The sequence below is a fragment of the Sporacetigenium mesophilum DSM 16796 genome, assembly GCF_059569055.1.
In genome coordinates this window covers 1-17586 of sequence record NZ_JCANUR010000005.1, presented here as the reverse complement: position 1 = coordinate 17586, position 17586 = coordinate 1, and the positions used below count along the sequence as shown (strand labels likewise).

The following is a 17586-nucleotide window of genomic DNA, read 5'->3' as shown; positions in this document are numbered from 1 at the left end:
ATTTAATATTATCTTAAGCGCAAACTAACTGTTTGTATCTCAGTCTAAAGTGTTATATTCAATCAAAATATTAATATTCCATATGCTAATTCTAAGTCATTTTTATATAGAATTATAACCTTCATACAATATGAATTTTTAGCGTCTCCTATTATATTTACATATTCATTTATTAAGGCGCTCACTTGACTAGAGGTTATCTTCTTTTATATAGTCATACATCTTATCTTTTTAAATAAATTTAAATTTTCCTAATTATTCTTTTGTACTTATTTATCTTATGTTTACTTTTAGAAAATTTAAGAATATTCTACTTCAAATTCCTGGCCTTTTAAAATCTTGAAATAAATAGCAGCACGATATATTTTTATTTTTAATAAGATCATATCTACACAATCTATATAAACCTATATTATCATCCTTTCTTTAGTACTAGTTAACGCCTTAAACTCATACAGACACTTTTGTTTATTAATTATACATTTTTATCTTTAACTATTATTCATATTACTTAGTAGCACAAACATATATATGTGTACCTGTAGGTTTCATATCATATAAATGTATTAAGTCTCCATAGAAACATTGTTCTATTTTAAATCCTACCTTCATTAACATCTGTATTAATGGGTTTGAGTCAAAGTATATAAGATGTTCATAAGATAGATTATATTCTGCACAATTTTCTCCTGCTAATGTTGCCCTAGTGTTATTAGGAACTGCTATGTATAATTTACCATTTTTGTTTAATACTCTATAGACTTCTTCGAGTTCTCTAATAGGGTTAGTATAATGCTCTAGCACAGACCATAAAGTTATACAATCAAAATTTGCAGTGTTAAATTTGCATTCTATTAGTGACTTATTGTACATTGCAATACCTTTACTTATACACATGTCATAAGCATATTCCGATATTTCAATTCCATTTACATTCCACCCATTTGTTTTCATTTCTTCGAGAAATTCACCTGTGCTGCAACCTATATCTAAAATATTTTTTTTATTTATGCATGCACTATTGTTAATCCAGTTAGCCCTATTTTTAAACATAAGTGATTTATCTAAATTATCATATCCAAATCTATAACCACAAATCCCTCCATTATAATAATTTTCATATTTATATATTTCTATAAGGTTTTTTTCAGATGGTTTTTTACTTGTAAATGTTAATCCACAATTTTCGCATTTAACTATGTCAATACCATCCGGTCTTGTTGTTACTAGATTGTATTTTTTACCATTACATAGATAACATTCTTTTACTTCTATATCAAATAAGAATCTATGTCTTTGCAATCTATTTTCTCTATTTAAATATTTATCTACTAAGTCTAAATGATTAAAATAACTTTGCTCTGATGATTTCCACGAACCTGTTCTTGCTAATAGTTTACTTATATTTAAGTTTACTATAGGCGTATTCATGGGTTTACTTATATCTCCACATAACTCGATATATAGTTCTCCACTTTCATCATAATTCATAATCTCAAAATTATATAAAGCCGCTTTATATGTATTGTTAAGATTATTTTTTAAGTAATTATAATCTCTTAGTAATAACTTAACTATAAATAATTGTAAATCTTCATTGCCATCAAAATAAATTAACTCAGCTTTATGTTCTTCTGATATATTTATATCCTTTATAATTAAATCGACGGCTGTCTTTAAATTTCCTGATTTCAAAACAGATTGTACATAATTTCTATATGTGTGATTTATTTGTAAATTGCTATATGCCTGTTTTGTTAGCTTTAAACACTTATTAATATCTTCTAAGAAATATGTCATTGCATAAGAAGACTCAATAGATGGATGATAATCTTTATTTATCGAGTCCCGAAATTTATTTCTTATGTATCTTATAGTTTCAGTATGATAGACTTCTGTATTTATATTTCCTCTTAATGATTCTAATAAAAATTGGACTCTTTTATCCCACGTATTACTTTCAACAAACTCATTCATATCAATATAATTTAATTTAATACTTAAAACATCATTTATACATTTATCGAATTCATAGTAATTACTAGCAGTTTTTATATATTCTTTATTAAATATACTTACATCAGGAAGTTTTGTGGTTACTACCGGTATCCCTGATGCTAAATATTCATATATTTTTATAGAATCACAGTTTATTGCCATATCAGTGTTATCTCTTAGAGGAACTATACCTACATCACTAAACCTCATATAATTTTTCAATTCATCATGAGGCTTAGCACCTAATATATATAGATTTGGTTCTTTATCATTTAACATCTCATTATTTCTTATATCTCCAACCATTACAAATGATTTATCTCTATTATTTCTAACTAACTTATATAAAAGTTCTTCATCAAATCTATCATATATTATACCTGTATGTAATATAATTGGTTTCGGTATATTATTAAATTCTTCTGGACATGAACAATTATTATCAAATATATTTTTATCAACTGCATTTTTTAATAAGAATACATTTTTTCTCTTTTCTACAAGGCTTTTGTTTATATATAATGATGTACTAACTGTAGTTATAATAGATGCCCTGTTCATTATTTCTTGTTCCCAATCTATAGTTCTACTATTTGCCCAAAATGCATTCTCTAAATCAGTATTATCATCTACACACTCATATATTATCTCAAAGTTTCCAGTTATATTTTGTAGTATAAAATAATCATTAGGATTTTGAGTTATAAATACAACTTTATGATCAACACTATCTATTATACTTTGAGTTACCGATACAAATTCTCTCTCTACCTCTTTGTAATTCCTATTTCTAAATATAGTATGTATATTTACACCCTTATAATTATGTCTATAGTCCATAATATCATTTATGCCATCATTTATATGATCCACTGTAGATATGCTATGTACATTATAACCATACTTACTTAGAGTTGTAGCCATATGATGTGATCTTTTCAGTATAGCCCCCCATCCTGGACAAAATACTATAAATGTAATTTTTTCAACATCTATATCTTCATTCACTTTTATACCAAACTGTTCTTGCAGAATAAGCTTTACCTCATTTTTTATTGCATAATCATTTGTATATCTATATATTTTTTTATAACACAATATAGATTCTTCAATATTTTCTCTTAAGTACTGTACGTATGCCTTATTATAAATCAAGTCTGTATTTAGATAGTCAAAGTTCAGCCCGTTATTAATTATTTCAATTGCATTTTCTAAATCATTTTCGTATATTTTTATAACAGCCTTCATAGAAAATATATCAATATCATTATTAATTATATCTTCATACTCAGCTATTAATTTATTGGCTAACTTAAAATCTTTGTTATCGATAGTACTTTTGATATTTTCTTTAAACTTATTTCTATATTCTAATAGCAAGTCCTTATCTCGTTTCATTTTCATAATCTCCACCTCTAAATACTAGTACCATATTTTTTTATTTCTTCTCTAGCTAAATTTAAAAGTTCTTCATCTGTATAATTATTTAATATATATTTATAACAATTTATAGCCTCTTTATTGTCTTTTGATAAAGCTTTGATGTATGCTATATTAAAAATAGTATCAAAATTATTTTTATTTAAAATAAATGAATGTTTAAATAAAATATCTGCTTTAGTTAAGTTTCCTGATAACATTTCTATTATAGCTTCCATATTTAATATATCAGAATCATCTTTAAACATTTTATTATACTCAGCAAGCATATATTTAGCTTCATCTAAGTTATTATTATTAATTTTTTCTTTGATATTTTCTTTGTAGCTATTCTTTAGAATCTTTAATTCCTTGCTTTCGTTTAACCCTTTTTCAAAATCTTTTATTAAAATTTTTATTATCTTTTTATAACTTGGATAATAAATCAATAATTTTTTCATATATTTTATATATTCTAAATCACCTTCTGTGCTTTCTGCAAGTTTTAATTCAATAACAAATCTATCTTGTAAACTCCCAAAATTTTCAAGTAATTCATAGTCATTAAATTCAATATTGTATATCTTTTTTAAATATATATATTTATATGTTATATATATGTCAAATAGCTTTTTATATTTTGTCTCATCAAAGTTTTGCCCTAATAAAACCTCAGATATTCCAACATAAACTTTTATATTTTTAACATCAAAGCTATTTGGAAGTTCATTTAAATACTTATAAAGGTAAACTATCGTTTCCTTTCTTGTTTTAATTAGGTATGATATAAATCCTATTATCGATGTATAGTCTATATTTTTAAGAATGCTCATTAAGTCTATATCTTGTTTTATAGAATAATGTATTATATCTGCATAATAAAAATTTAACTTTTCTTCATTTAATATATGTATATATTCATTACTAAGGATGTTTTTTTCATATCTTAATTTATTAAGCTTTCCATAATTACCCTCAAAGTTAGATAACAACATAAATATGTAATTTTTATCGTCTTCTTTAATAAAATTTATAGTTTGTTCTATACTCTCTTTAAATAAATTCTTTTCATACTTAGAGTTATTTGTTTTATTATAATAGTCTAAAATTTCATCAAATCTATTAGTCCTATATAAAGATATTATTAATTCTTTATATATATCTTTTAAGTTTTTACTGTCCTCAATTTTATCAAAATATTTAATAACTTCATCAAACTTAGACAATGTATAACTAATCTTTACAATATTAATATAAGCACTATTTTTACTATTAAAGTGATTACATGATGATAAAATATCTTTTGCTTGAGTAGTTCCATCATAATTATCTATCAAGTTTAAATATTTTTTAAAATTCCTTACAGAATCTTCATATTTCCCTATATTTTTTTGAGTCATAGCTAAACTATAATAAATATCTATATTTTTTTGATCCTTTTTTATATATTCTAAACATAATTTTTCACATTCTATATTTTTATTACTTTTTAAATAAATATCAGCCATACTTTCATAAATATAAATAGGAATATGATTATTTTCTTTATATATATTATAAGAAGTTTCTATATTTTCTAGAGCATCATATATTTTACTATCCCAGAGATATTGTTTCGCTAGTTGAAAATGAATATATGGATTTTTAGGTTGTTCTAGCAATTGATTTTTTAATAGTTCTAAATTTCTTTTATGCTTAGATTGCCTAAATTCCTCATCCTCATATATATAACCATAATGCTTACATGTTAAAATACTATTATACATAGGCAATTCATACTTTGGCTGTTCATGAATTCTTCCTTCATATCTAAAACCCTCAGTATTTCTAAAAAGTCTTGGTATCTTTCCTATAGTAAACTTTTCATCATCTACTCTATGAAAATTCAATAGTTCTATACTTGCTGAATTATACTTTTTATGATTATCACTATTAAAAAATTCTAATAGTTTATCATATTTTATAATTTCTTCATCTGCATCTAGTATTAAAATCCATTTTCCTTTTGCATAACTTATAGACATATTTCTCATATCTGAAAAATTTTTGTTCCAGTCAGCTAGATATATTTTATCTGTAAACTCTTTAGATATACTTACTGTATTGTCTTCTGAACCAGTATCTAATATTATAAGTTCACAATCTATTTTTTGCATTAAAAGCTTTATAGCTTTTAATGTTCTATATAGATTTTTTTCTTCATTCTTTACCATCATTACTATACTGAGAAGCATAATTTTATTCCTTTCTTTTATAAATTTGTATAAATAAAGAGTAAAGTATATATACTTTACTCTTTATTTATACAAATTTAATTTACTATCTTAATAATTGTAGTACCCCTTCTGGTTGTTGTTTCGCTTGTCCAACCATTGCTTGAGCAGCTTGAGATAATATGTTTAATTTAGATAAATTTATCATTTCTTTAGCTACATCTACATCTCTTATTCTAGATTCTGCTGCTGTTAGATTTTCACTAGCTGTAGTCAAATTAGAAACTGTTGTTTCTAATCTATTTTGGTATGCTCCAAATGTAGCTCTATTTTTATTTAGAGCTTCTATAGCGTTATCTATATCTGATATAGCAGTACTTGCAGCTCCTGCAGTTGAAACATCTATAGCATTTACTGTAAGTGCATTTGTATCTATTTGAACTAAATCTATAGCTATAATTTCTCCTGCATTAGCTCCAACTTGAAGAGTTAATGTACCAGTCTTTAATAAGTCAGTTCCATTAAACTTAGTTGTTGTTCCTATTCTATCTATTTCTTCAGTTAATTGGTCTAACTCTGCTTGTATTTTTTCTCTATCTTTATCGATATTAGTATCATTAGCTCCTTGTACGGCTAATTCTCTCATCCTTTGAAGTATATTTCCCGTTTCCTCCATAGCCCCTTCTGCAGTTTGAACTAAAGATACTCCATCCTGAGTATTTCTAGATGCTTGTTCCATACCTCTTATTTGAGCTCTCATTTTTTCAGATATTGCTAGTCCTGCAGCGTCATCTCCAGCTTTAGTTATTCTAAGACCTGAAGATATTTTCTCCATAGCATTTCCTGATAAAGCTGTATTTTTATTCATTTGGTTGTGCGCTATCATAGCGTTCATATTAGTATTTACTCTCATTATTTACACTCTCCTTAGTTAATTAATTGACATCCTTGTCTTAGTTTTAAGTACTTGGCCTAAGTATCTTATAGTATATATCGGTATATTTTTTTAAAACTTTACACTTTTTTGTTAAAAATATTTAATTTTTCTTTACTCAAATTTTTATAAGTATTATTAGCTTCTTTTGACTTTTTATAGTCTATAAGCTCTTGCTTTGCTTCATTTACTCTTATATTAAATAAATGATATATTTCTGTTTCTAAATCGATAACTTGATTTTCATTAGCTAGTTTTCTAAATTCATTTATATCATCTAGATCTTTTAGTATTGCTTCTCTTTGTTCTAATTTTTCATCTATAATATCTAATTCTTTGTTTTTTAATAGTTCTCTCAATTCTAGTGATATTTTTTTATAAAAATCTATTTTTTCTTTCATTCATACCACCTACATTTGTTGACTAGTAAAATAGCTCATCTGTGAATTAAACTTATTCATCGATGATTCTAATTTAGCAAATTTTTTATATAGCTGTTTTTCTTTGTCATCCATTTTCCTTTGTAGATTTTTTATAAGTTCTTCTTGTTTTTTTAGTTGCTCTGAATATAAGTTGTTTAAGGTAGCTGAGGATTTCTCCATACCAGCTTTCTTTACAAGTATAGATGTTGAGCTTCCTGCGTAATTGTAAATTACACCTTTTATTTTTTCAAAGGCTCCATTATTACTATCTGTTAAGGCTCTATATACCTTATCTCCATTATCTCTAAGCGCCTTATTGAACTTTTCTTCGTCTAAGAATATTTGGCCTTGATCGTTATAATTCTTTGATGATGTTATACCTATATTAGCTAAGCTTATTCCCATTCCTTCCATAGGAGATGTCAGAGCCTGCTTTATGTCTTCTATAAACTTTCTTAGTTCTCTATCATTTCTAAGTAACCCCTGCTTTGACTTTTCTTCCCACTTTTCTATTTCTTCATCTTTCATATCTTTTTTCTGTGACTCTGTTAATGGTGGAAAGTCTTTGTTCTTCTTTTCTGTTACAGTGTCGTATATCTTGTCCATTATTTTGTTATATTCGTCTACAAAAACTTTCATTTTATCTACTGTATTTTGAGTGTTTATTTCTGATGTTAATGATGTTGTTCCTACTCCATTTACATTGTAGGTAATACTATCTATAGTAAATGAATTGCTTTGATTGTTTATAGTTTTTATAATTGATCCGTCATTTGACATTACCGTTACATCTGAATTAGATCCTGCTTTAGGTTGTGAATCTATTCCTAAAAATCCAAGTGCATCAAATTGAATAGAACTATTTTCTCCAGTTTTAGTTCCCTGCATTGTAAGCTGTCCTGTCATTTCACTAAATGATGCTTTTACATCTCCTGATGTACTGTCATTTATTTTCCTTATTAGGGAGTCTACAGTATCTTCAGGATTTATAGTTATATCCTTTGAGTATTTATCATTTCCTAGGCTTATTTTGAAAGTATTTGATGCTCCAAGTCCAAGAGTACTTAAAGTAGCAGTTCTAGTTATTGGTTCATTATTAGCTGCACGTAAAACGCTGACTTTTGGAGGCTCTGCTAGTTTATTAACCTCAAACTTGTAATTTATATTATCTGCTCCAGCGTTTGACGTTGCTGTTATTATACTTGAATTTGAGCTATTTATTTTTACAGTTGAAAAAACCTTACTACTCATTATGTAATCCTTAGATGTCGCTGAAAAATATTTATCGTATAATCCTTTAACATCTTTGATTGTATTTCTGTATATTTCTTGTTGCCATTTTGTTGTTTGTTCTTTTTGCTTTGCCTTGTCTACCTTGCTTTGTTCTCCTGTAAGCATTTCTTTTATCATGTTTTCTGTATCTAATCCCGTTGCCATTCCCGTTAATCTAATTGGATTTACACCAGCCATCTGCTCACCACCTATTTACCCGACTTAATCTTATTATTTACTTCATGCCACATATCTCTAATTTCTTCTATAAGAGGCAATACATTGTCTATTATAGCTATATCCTTTTTCATATTTGCTCTTGCTAATTCACTTTTTATAAAGTCGTATACGTTATATAAGTCTTCCATAAAACTTCCTGCATTTTTGTCCATAGTTATCATTAATTCAGTGAATATATCTTGGACTCTTATTAATTCTGTATGTGCCTTTTGTACGTTTTTATCTATTATTGCTAGTCTTGCTATTTTTGTATGTTTAACCGCTCCATCAACTAACATAAGTAGCAATTGTTCTTTTGATGACATGTTTATTGAGTTTTGTTTATATGTATTATATGGATTTGCTCCGTACATTTACTTCCTCCCAATCTTACATTTACTTTTTAAATAAATTTAAGATATCTATATTTTTATTAATAGCTTCTTTATTTTCTTCTTTTACTTTTTCATATACTTCTTTTCTAAGTATAGTTACATCCTTTGGCGCTGATATAGCTATTTTTACACTTCCATCTTCTATTTTGTTTATGCTTATTTCTATATCATCACCTATTAATATTGATTCGCCTTTTTTTCTAGTTACTACTAGCATTATTTTTCACTCCTTAACAATGGTGTTTTTACTTCATATTTTTCATTTTGTAATATTATTTGCTTTCCTAAACCATTGTTTACATTAATTACTAATGGAGCCTTCATATTTACTGTAGTTTTTTGAAGTGTAGATCCTAGTGTTAGTATGTTTAGAATCATTACATCTTTTGGCGAATTTATATTTAATTCTTTTATAACATTATCACTTAAGCTTATTTCATATTTATCATCTATATCAAAAGGAGATATTACTACAAATCCTATTCCTTTTTCCACTGTTGAGTTTAGTTCCTTAAATATTGGATTAGATTCTAAATCTTTTAATTCATATTCTTTTATATCTTCAAATCCAAGTATTCCCTTTTCAAAAGTAATCTTCATAGACATTACCTACCTTAAGTAATCTAATATTGTTGGTTGTATTATTTTTGCGCCTGCTTGAAGTGATGCTGAGTAAACCATTTGAGCTTGATTAAGTTCTATATATTTTTGCATTACATCAACATCTTGTTTTTGAGATAGTTCGCCCTTCATAGTCACTATATTTTCTTCATTCTTTCCTCTCATTACATCAACAGTATTTGTTTTAGCTCCTACAACTGCTCTAGCATTTAATATATCTGATATGAAAGAATCTACGTTTTCTATTAACTTTCCTAGTTTTTCTTGGTCACCTTCAGCAAAGGCTTTTGATATATCATTTAATGAATTTATATTTACTTGCCCATTAAAATCTTTAAAATTCACATTGTAGTTAATACTTATACCTGGAGATAATTCAACTTCCATTTCTTCATCTAATTTTGATGGATTGCTGTGCTTTGAATTTACTTGTATAGTAACTGTACCATCAGCGTTTTCTATTGTTTCAAAAGGCTTTTCGTCTGTAACAGTTCCTCCAAATACATGTTTTCCTCCATAAGAAAGATTTAGAACCTGTCCAGCTTGCTTTATAAGTTCATTTACTTTTTGTTCTATGGATTTAACTTCATTTGGTCCGTTAGTTCCGGTAGATGCTTGTAACAAGGCTTCTTTTAGGTCATTAGATATACTTCCTAATTCATCTAATGCACTATCTGTAGATTCTAAAAAACCTTTGATTTCATCACAGTTATAGTTGTATTTATCCATTCCTTCTATTTCACTTTGAAGGTTTATTATTTTTATAGCTTTAAATGGATCATCTGACAATCTATTTATCTGCTTACTTGTATCCATTTGAAGATTTATTTTATCTAATCTTTGTAAATTACTTTGTAAGTTATTAAGATGACTATTTGCCATCATAGAATTAGTTACTCTCATTAATACACCCCATTATTTTTTAATTCTAAGGAAATTTCAATTTCCAACTGCTAAGCTTGAGCAACGGACCTACTTTTCAAGGTCGTTAGCGACATGAGCATAGCGAATTTTATCTTATTAATCCATTAATTACTATATCTAGTAAAGAATCTACTGTAGATAGTACCTTTGCATTTGCACCATAAGAATGTTGTAGTTGTATAAGATTTACCATTTCTTCATCTAGAGATACCCCTGTTATACTGGTTCTAGATGCATCTATATTATTAATTAAGTTTCTTTGATTATCTTCATTTCTTATAGCCTCTCTGGATTTTAGCCCTACATTTTCTAATATATTATTGTACATACTTCTTATAGATTTATCTACAGTTCCATCTCCATCTAGGTCTATTTTTTCATCTTTTGAATTAGCTATTTGATTTGCCTTATTAGATGTTATACTTAGTTTAGTAGCATCCGATTCTAATGTATCAATTACTTTTATTAATGGTTTTGCATTTGAGTCAAATACAAAAAAATCACTATTATTATCATCATAAATACTATTTATCTTTTCAGTCATTGTTTGTGTAAAACTTTTTAATTCTTCTTTTATAGTGTTTATATCTTGCTTCATTTCTTTATATCCTTGTAATTCTCCTGAGAGATTTATAGTTTCATCGTCCATAGCATTATTTATTGCAGTTTTAACTGCATTAGTTAGTTTATCTAAATCTATTTTCCCATCTATCTTTCCTTCACTAACTACATACTTTAGCATTTCTTCATTATCGGCATCTTGTATATTTAGCTTAAAACTTAGTTCATCTAACAGTTTATCTTTTTTGTCTAAGTAATCATTAGGAGTTTTTCCTGCTCCTTCAACTATCTTTATGTTTTTGTCTAAATCTTCTAACTCAGCTAGTATATCGGCAATACCACTTGATATTCTATCTACTTCTTGTTGTATAGTTCCTTCAAGGTTGTCCAATCTTTTGTAGGTTTCACTTATTGTTCCTGCTAGAGACTTTCCACTTTCTACTACTATGTTTTTTGCACTTGCGTTGTTAGGGTCTTTGGCTAGTTCTTGCCAGTTACTAAAAAACTTGTTCATAGATGATGATATCCCTGTGTCTGATGGTTCATTGAATATATTTTCTATGTTGTTGTAGTAATCATGTTTTACTGTATGTTTTCCATATTCATGAGACTCACTTCTATATTGAAAATCATAAAATGTATTTCTTATTCTCTCTATATCAGTTACCTCTACACCAGTTCCCACCTGTCCTGCTCCTATGCTGTTGGTGTAGCTAGGATTAGTATATGGACTAGTAGTACTAGTAACTGTTCTTTGTCTTGAGTATCCTGGTGTATTTACATTAGCTATATTGTGAGATGTTGTTTGAATTGCTTGTTGTTGCGTTCTCATCCCACTATTGGCGGTGTATAATGTTCCAAATAATCCTGGCATATTTCTCCTCCACTATTTTTTTATTTGTCCGTGTGCATTATATGTATTTGACGTTTTGTTATTTGGTTTTATAAAGTTTATCATCTTTTTTGTGAAAAACAGTTCTTGTCTTATCAGAATATTGTTAGCCTCTTTTTGAAGTTCCACCATTTTTATTGTAGATACTATATCTTTGTAAGCTTCCTTTAAGTGTTCATCATTACTTTCCTCTATAATTGATTTCATTGATTTATCTTCACTTACAATAGCCCTTCTTTTTATTTCAACAGAAGCTAATTCTCTACTTAAATTCTCTAAATCCTTTACTATATCATTAAGGTTTTTTATATCTTTATCTAAAATGTATTTATACTGCTCATCTAATAAATTTAGCATCTTGGATAACATGTTTTTTTCTTCATAAATTACAACTTTTAAGTCAGTTATCATAAAGGTTTATCCTTTCGTTTTTTCTAATATCTTTTTTGCCAATTCTTTTGAGTCTATATTGTAAGTTCCACTTTCAATCATATTCTTTATTTTATTAACTTTATCTATATTTATATCCTTGTCTGCATTTTTTGATATACTTGATAAATGCTTGCCAATAGATGATATTTCTACTTTATCTGCTTTTTCTATAGGTTTTTGAGTTTTTATATTGTTAACACTTTTTGTGTAGTTATTTATAACAAAGTTTGAATTCACATTTTTAATATTCATAAAGGCCTCCTACACTTATATATTATTTTTATTATCGGACAATATTTAAAAACATTTAGTTATATAAACAAAAAAGTGAGGTATATTTACCTCACATTATTTAATACTACAATTCTAGTTGCCCTCAGTTTCTTGAACCTTAGTAAGTCTTATTGCTATTTTATCATCTATAATAACACTTTCTCCATAAGCTACTTTTCGGTCATTCATATATATATCTAACTGTTCATCTATTAGCTTATCTAAAATTATTACAGATCCTTCTTTTAAATTTAATATATTTTCTATACTTTCATTTGCCTTCCCTATTGATACAGATATGGATAACTCTGATTTCAATATAGAACTCGTAGCGTCTATATATGATTTTTCTTGAGGCTCGAGTTGTTCAAATACGACATCATAAATTTCTTCCATGGTAAATCCATCTCCTTATTTATATATATCTATTAAAAGTCCTTGTATTTCATCTATAGTAGCTGCTACATTTATAACTTCTTTTTGTTCATTTAATATATTTGTAGTCAATTCTTCGAGTTTTGAGTTTATTATATCAACGGTTGTAAAATACTGTGTTTCCCAAAATCCCATATTTTTATCAAGAGAATACATATGTTCTACAACTGACTTTAAATACTCTTTTATAGAATTCTTATATGATTTTACGTCAGCATAAGTTTGGGTAAGTACAAGTCTGTTTCCCTTTTTCTTTATTTCCTCTATGTATTGTCTTATTTCATCTACACTTTTAGATCTTTTAGACATGTTCATGGCATCTGAAAAACTAGACTTTGATTTATTATTTGTAATTTCTATACCTATATTTGTATTTATCTTCATACTATTTATTTTCATATATTATTAACCCCTATAATAACTCATCACTTTCGGAACATAGTTTTGAGTTTCTTTTGGCATTTTATACAATTCATTTGGAGAATTTACTCCTCTTTTTTTCATAGTTCCTGGACCTGCATTATATGCCATTAATCCCATTTCTAGATTACCATCGAATTTATCTAAGTATTGTTTTAATAATTTCGTTCCAGCTTCTATATTTTGCTCTATGTTAAATGGATCTGTTATACCTAGTGATTTAAAATTAAAAGGCATAATTTGCATAAGACCTTTGGCACCAGCAGATGATACAGCATCAGGATTAAAGCTCGATTCTTTTTTTATTATAGATTTTATTAAGTTTTCATCTATCCCATATTTTTTGGCAGAATTTTTTACTGCCATATCTATTCTTACATCTGTATTTTTATTTTCTGATGTTATAGATACTTTATTTGATACATCTATATTATCTAGTCTATTGCTACTTAAATTTGCTATAGGATTATTATTTAAAACAGTTTCTAAATTTTTAAAATTTGTTACAGAAGTATCAGTGTGGCTTTCATTATTAGAAATAGAATCTAACAAACTATACATAATAATATCAAAAACACCTGAATCATCTGATTTATTTTTCATCATATTAGATATTAAAGCTAATTTCATTATATTTTGTATATTTTCTACTGCCATATTTCAACTTCTCCCTTTAAATTTTATTCTATATACATTATCGCATATTTATTAAATATCTTTAAGTAAATTTTAAACTAAATAAACATTTTCACTAAAATAAAATTAAATTGAAAAAATTTACATTTTTAATCTTAGTGAAATTCATTAAGTAAATCATTACATTTGCCGATATTTAATTAGGAAACAAAATATAAGGAGACTCATTCTATGAAAAATAATATCTTGATTATTGAAGATGATATGAAAAATTCAAAACTGCTTAAACATACTTTAGAAAACAACAACTTCCTTTTTCACTTCGTAGATAATGGGAAAAAGGCGTTAGAATATTTGAAAAAACAAGAAATTGATATTATATTATTGGATTTAAACCTTCCTGATACCAGTGGATTTGAACTTCTTAGAAGGATGAAAAGCAATTCCACATATCAACATATACCTATAATTATTATTACTAGTAATAAAGATAAATTAGATACTGTTTTGGCATTAGAAATTGGGGCTGATGATTATATAATAAAACCATTTCATCAAAGAGAACTTATCGCTAGAATAAATGTAGTTCTTAGAAGATATAAACTAAACTCTAAAAACCCTAGTAATACTCTTAGTTTTGGGGATTTAAAAATTGATATAGATACTAGAAAGGTAAGTTTATTTAATAAAAATATTGACCTTACTTTTAAAGAATTTGAAATTCTCATACTTTTATCTAGCACTCCAGGTAAAGTATTTTCTAGAGATGAAATAATTAATACTATATGGGGGTATGAGTATATAACAGTAACTAGAGCTGTAGACATGCATATTGCTTCTCTTCGAAAAAAAATATGTGATACTAAACAAAACAACTTATATATTGAAACTATTAGAGGTGTCGGTTATAGATTTAGAAAATAGGCTATAATTCAAAACCATAGCCTATTTTAAGTAAATTTTTTATAAAATGTTTCTATTTCATTTATTGGAAGTGGCTTACTATATAGATACCCTTGTCCTATTTTGCAATTTTTTTCTTTAAGCAGTTCTAGTTCTTTTTTGTTTTCTATCCCTTCTGCTATAACATCAATCCCTATACTTTGTGCTATATGTATAATACCTTCTATAATAGCTATTTTTTTTGGATATCTAAATAAATCTTTTATAAAGTATCTGTCAATTTTAACATTATCTATTGGAAACTTATTCAAATAAATTAATGATGAATATCCAGTTCCAAAGTCATCTAAGGATATTCTAATTCCCATATTTTTTATTTCCGTTAATACAGTTTGAGCTTCTTTTGTAGATTCAATTAATATGCTTTCTGTAATTTCAAAGTTGAATAAAGATGGGTCAACATTAGTTTCATTAATTATTCTTTTTACGTTATATAAGAAATCTTTATCTTGTAATTGAATAGCTGATATATTTATAGAAGTCTTAATATTAAGACTAGCCTTCTCCCACTTTTTAGATTGCATAAATACTTCTCTTAATATCCATTCTCCTATTTCAATAATACTTCCATCTTCTTCTGCAATTGAAATAAATTTATCTGGTGGCATATATCCATATTTAGGAGAATTCCATCTTAGAAGAGCTTCTACTCCATAAATCTTGTTTGTTGTCATGTCTATTTGTGGTTGATAATGTATAAGAAATTCATTATATTTTAATGCATTTCTTAAATTCATTTGCATTTCATTTTTTTCGACCATCTCTTTATATATGTTATCTTTATAAAAAGAGTGTTTATTTTTACCTAGTTCTTTTGCTTTATACATTGCGATTTTGGCATTATTAATCAATTCCTTTGCTTTATATCCGTAACCTGGATAAGTACTTATTCCTATATTAAAACTATTGTAGATATCGATATGTTTAAATTCTTTCAGTTGACTTAAATTTTTAAGCTTTTCCCCCATATTATTTTTAAAACAATCTATATTGTCTATATCATATATGTATAATAAATATTTACTTTCACTGAGTCTATGCAATATACCCTTATTATCCATAAGTGATTCTATTTTTTTTGAAATTATTTCTAAGAACTCATCTCCATAATTAAAATTTAAGATCTCATCTATATAGCTAGACCTATCTGAATCAATAAATAAAAGAGCCACTCCTTTAGAGTTTTTTATGGATTTCTTAGATTGCTTATTTAACTTTTCTTCAAAACTATTTAAATTAGAAATTATTGCTAGCTTATTACTATTTAACATAATTTCTTCTTCGGCTTCAATCATAAAATTTTTTGCTAAATTTGATGTACTACTATACATGTAAATCACCTATATCCCCTTAAGTATTATATATTAATTGTATAATAGTTTTGTAAATATAATTGCGTTAATTGTAAAGGTTCAGTAAACTCCTGTATTATTTTAATATTTAATGGTATTTTTTGTTAAATATTGTCTATTTGTCTATAAAACTAGATAATTATATTTTATATAAGTATATTATATATAATTTATTATTTCCTCAAATATAAAAAAGCCATGTAAATAGTTAAACTATCTACATGACTATCTATATTTATTAATTTGGTTTGTAGTTTCTCCACATCATTTTCATTCTATCCCTATAATAACCTATTCTAGCTTCACTTAAATCATCTTTTATCATTTCTTCTTCACATCGTTTACATATGTAACTTCCTAATATGTTTAAACCACCATCTCTAGTTTCATTACACATAGAACATAATCTGCTATCGCCCATATTTACATGCATTTTTTTACCCCCCTTCAAAATTAATTCTACTTTGATTATGTCCATCTTATTAATATCTATACAATTATAAGTAAAAATATAAAATTCGATTTGCTCATGTCGCCAACAATCTCCCGAAACAGGTACCTTGCTCAAGTTTAGCAGTTGGATATAATAACGTATCATAGAGCGGATAAATTATTATATCCTTATAATTTAAAAACCACTGGATAATCCAGTGGCCTTATAATATTTATTTGTTATTTTTCAACAACTTCATCATCGCCTATTTTAGCTAATGTAAATGCTGAATATATACCTGCTAAACCAACTACGGCATATATTAATCTACTTAACCATGCATAAGTTCCTCCAAATAAAGAACCTATTAAGTCAAATCCAAAGAAACCTATCCAACCCCAGTTTAAGGCACCTATGACTACTAATAATAAACCAAGCTTTCTCATATGAGTTCACTCCTTAATTAAAAAATTTTGGTGTACTCTTATTATGTGTAAATGAAGTTAAAACATATTGTAGTGATTTTTCCATATAAGTAATTTTTTGGAAATAAAAAAAGACTTAATTTTAAGTCTTTGTGTTATTATCTTTAGATTTTTTTATTTTATAACTATAATTTTTAAAATAAAATTGCTTATATAAAAAAAGATTACGCGGCTACGTCCTACTCTCCCAGGCAGCTTCCCACCAAGTACCATCGGCGCTAAAGAGCTTAACTTCTGTGTTCGGAATGGGAACAGGTGTATCCTCTTTGCTATAGTAACCACATAAT

19 protein-coding genes and 1 rRNA gene are annotated in these 17586 nt (G+C 26.7%); 1 reads left to right on the top strand and 19 read right to left on the bottom strand.

Annotated elements, in window-relative coordinates:
• Positions 1 to 507: 507 nt before the first annotated feature.
• The 15 genes from BS62_RS06020 to BS62_RS05950 form a co-directional block, all read right to left on the bottom strand.
• Positions 508 to 3402, bottom strand: coding sequence for a methyltransferase domain-containing protein (locus BS62_RS06020; protein ID WP_496490352.1), 2895 nt, complete (start codon positions 3400 to 3402; stop codon positions 508 to 510).
• An 11-nt stretch (positions 3403 to 3413) separates the two neighbouring features.
• Positions 3414 to 5651 carry a glycosyltransferase gene (locus BS62_RS06015; protein WP_496490351.1) on the bottom strand — a complete coding sequence of 746 codons (2238 nt, stop codon included), beginning with the start codon at positions 5649 to 5651 and terminating at the stop codon, positions 3414 to 3416.
• Between the two features lie 85 nt (positions 5652 to 5736).
• On the bottom strand, positions 5737 to 6543 hold the full coding sequence (locus tag BS62_RS06010) for a flagellin N-terminal helical domain-containing protein (RefSeq protein ID WP_496490350.1): 807 nt from the start codon (positions 6541 to 6543) through the stop codon (positions 5737 to 5739).
• Between the two features lie 101 nt (positions 6544 to 6644).
• A complete protein-coding gene (gene fliT / locus BS62_RS06005) occupies positions 6645 to 6965 on the bottom strand; it encodes a flagellar protein FliT (RefSeq protein ID WP_496490349.1) in 321 nt (106 codons plus the stop codon).
• A 9-nt stretch (positions 6966 to 6974) separates the two neighbouring features.
• Positions 6975 to 8456: a flagellar filament capping protein FliD gene (fliD, locus tag BS62_RS06000; protein WP_496490348.1), complete on the bottom strand. Its 1482-nt coding sequence runs from the start codon at positions 8454 to 8456 to the stop codon at positions 6975 to 6977.
• Between the two features lie 11 nt (positions 8457 to 8467).
• Positions 8468 to 8851 (bottom strand): flagellar export chaperone FliS, encoded by a 384-nt coding sequence (fliS, locus tag BS62_RS05995; protein WP_496490347.1) that lies wholly within the window; start codon positions 8849 to 8851, stop codon positions 8468 to 8470.
• A 22-nt stretch (positions 8852 to 8873) separates the two neighbouring features.
• The gene (gene csrA, locus BS62_RS05990) at positions 8874 to 9089 is read right to left on the bottom strand and encodes a carbon storage regulator CsrA (protein ID WP_496490346.1); all 216 of its coding nucleotides are present in this window, start codon (positions 9087 to 9089) and stop codon (positions 8874 to 8876) included.
• Positions 9089 to 9472, bottom strand: a complete 384-nt coding sequence (gene fliW / locus BS62_RS05985; protein ID WP_496490345.1) for a flagellar assembly protein FliW — start codon at positions 9470 to 9472, stop codon at positions 9089 to 9091. The genes csrA and fliW overlap by 1 nt, the downstream gene beginning before the upstream one ends.
• Before the next feature lie 9 nt (positions 9473 to 9481).
• Positions 9482 to 10396 carry a flagellar hook-associated protein FlgL gene (gene flgL, locus BS62_RS05980; protein ID WP_496490344.1) on the bottom strand — a complete coding sequence of 305 codons (915 nt, stop codon included), beginning with the start codon at positions 10394 to 10396 and terminating at the stop codon, positions 9482 to 9484.
• A 109-nt stretch (positions 10397 to 10505) separates the two neighbouring features.
• Positions 10506 to 11852, bottom strand: a complete 1347-nt coding sequence (flgK, locus tag BS62_RS05975) for a flagellar hook-associated protein FlgK (protein ID WP_496490343.1) — start codon at positions 11850 to 11852, stop codon at positions 10506 to 10508.
• Positions 11853 to 11864: 12 nt separating this feature from the next.
• Positions 11865 to 12281 (bottom strand): flagellar protein FlgN, encoded by a 417-nt coding sequence (locus BS62_RS05970; protein ID WP_496490342.1) that lies wholly within the window; start codon positions 12279 to 12281, stop codon positions 11865 to 11867.
• 6 nt (positions 12282 to 12287) lie between these two features.
• A complete protein-coding gene (flgM, locus tag BS62_RS05965) occupies positions 12288 to 12554 on the bottom strand; it encodes a flagellar biosynthesis anti-sigma factor FlgM (protein ID WP_496490341.1) in 267 nt (88 codons plus the stop codon).
• Between the two features lie 114 nt (positions 12555 to 12668).
• The gene (locus tag BS62_RS05960; RefSeq protein WP_496490340.1) at positions 12669 to 12971 is read right to left on the bottom strand and encodes a FliM/FliN family flagellar motor switch protein; all 303 of its coding nucleotides are present in this window, start codon (positions 12969 to 12971) and stop codon (positions 12669 to 12671) included.
• 15 nt (positions 12972 to 12986) lie between these two features.
• The gene (locus tag BS62_RS05955) at positions 12987 to 13409 is read right to left on the bottom strand and encodes a YaaR family protein (protein WP_496490339.1); all 423 of its coding nucleotides are present in this window, start codon (positions 13407 to 13409) and stop codon (positions 12987 to 12989) included.
• 6 nt (positions 13410 to 13415) lie between these two features.
• Positions 13416 to 14087 (bottom strand): lytic transglycosylase domain-containing protein, encoded by a 672-nt coding sequence (locus BS62_RS05950; RefSeq protein ID WP_496490338.1) that lies wholly within the window; start codon positions 14085 to 14087, stop codon positions 13416 to 13418.
• 210 nt (positions 14088 to 14297) lie between these two features.
• Here BS62_RS05950 and BS62_RS05945 point away from each other — a divergent pair, with 210 nt between their 5' ends.
• Positions 14298 to 14990, top strand: coding sequence for a response regulator transcription factor (locus tag BS62_RS05945; protein ID WP_496490337.1), 693 nt, complete (start codon positions 14298 to 14300; stop codon positions 14988 to 14990).
• Positions 14991 to 15016: 26 nt separating this feature from the next.
• Here BS62_RS05945 and BS62_RS05940 read toward each other — a convergent pair whose 3' ends face one another.
• The 4 genes from BS62_RS05940 to rrf all read right to left on the bottom strand — a co-directional run bounded on the left by BS62_RS05940 (position 15017) and on the right by rrf (position 17582).
• The gene (locus tag BS62_RS05940) at positions 15017 to 16360 is read right to left on the bottom strand and encodes a putative bifunctional diguanylate cyclase/phosphodiesterase (RefSeq protein ID WP_496490489.1); all 1344 of its coding nucleotides are present in this window, start codon (positions 16358 to 16360) and stop codon (positions 15017 to 15019) included.
• A 259-nt stretch (positions 16361 to 16619) separates the two neighbouring features.
• The gene (locus tag BS62_RS05935) at positions 16620 to 16814 is read right to left on the bottom strand and encodes a sigma factor G inhibitor Gin (RefSeq protein ID WP_496490336.1); all 195 of its coding nucleotides are present in this window, start codon (positions 16812 to 16814) and stop codon (positions 16620 to 16622) included.
• A 239-nt stretch (positions 16815 to 17053) separates the two neighbouring features.
• Complete coding sequence (locus tag BS62_RS05930) at positions 17054 to 17260, bottom strand: DUF378 domain-containing protein (RefSeq protein WP_490142453.1); 207 nt, start codon at positions 17258 to 17260, stop codon at positions 17054 to 17056.
• A gap of 205 nt (positions 17261 to 17465) precedes the next feature.
• A 5S ribosomal RNA gene (gene rrf, locus BS62_RS05925) occupies positions 17466 to 17582 on the bottom strand.
• Positions 17583 to 17586 lie beyond the last annotated feature (4 nt).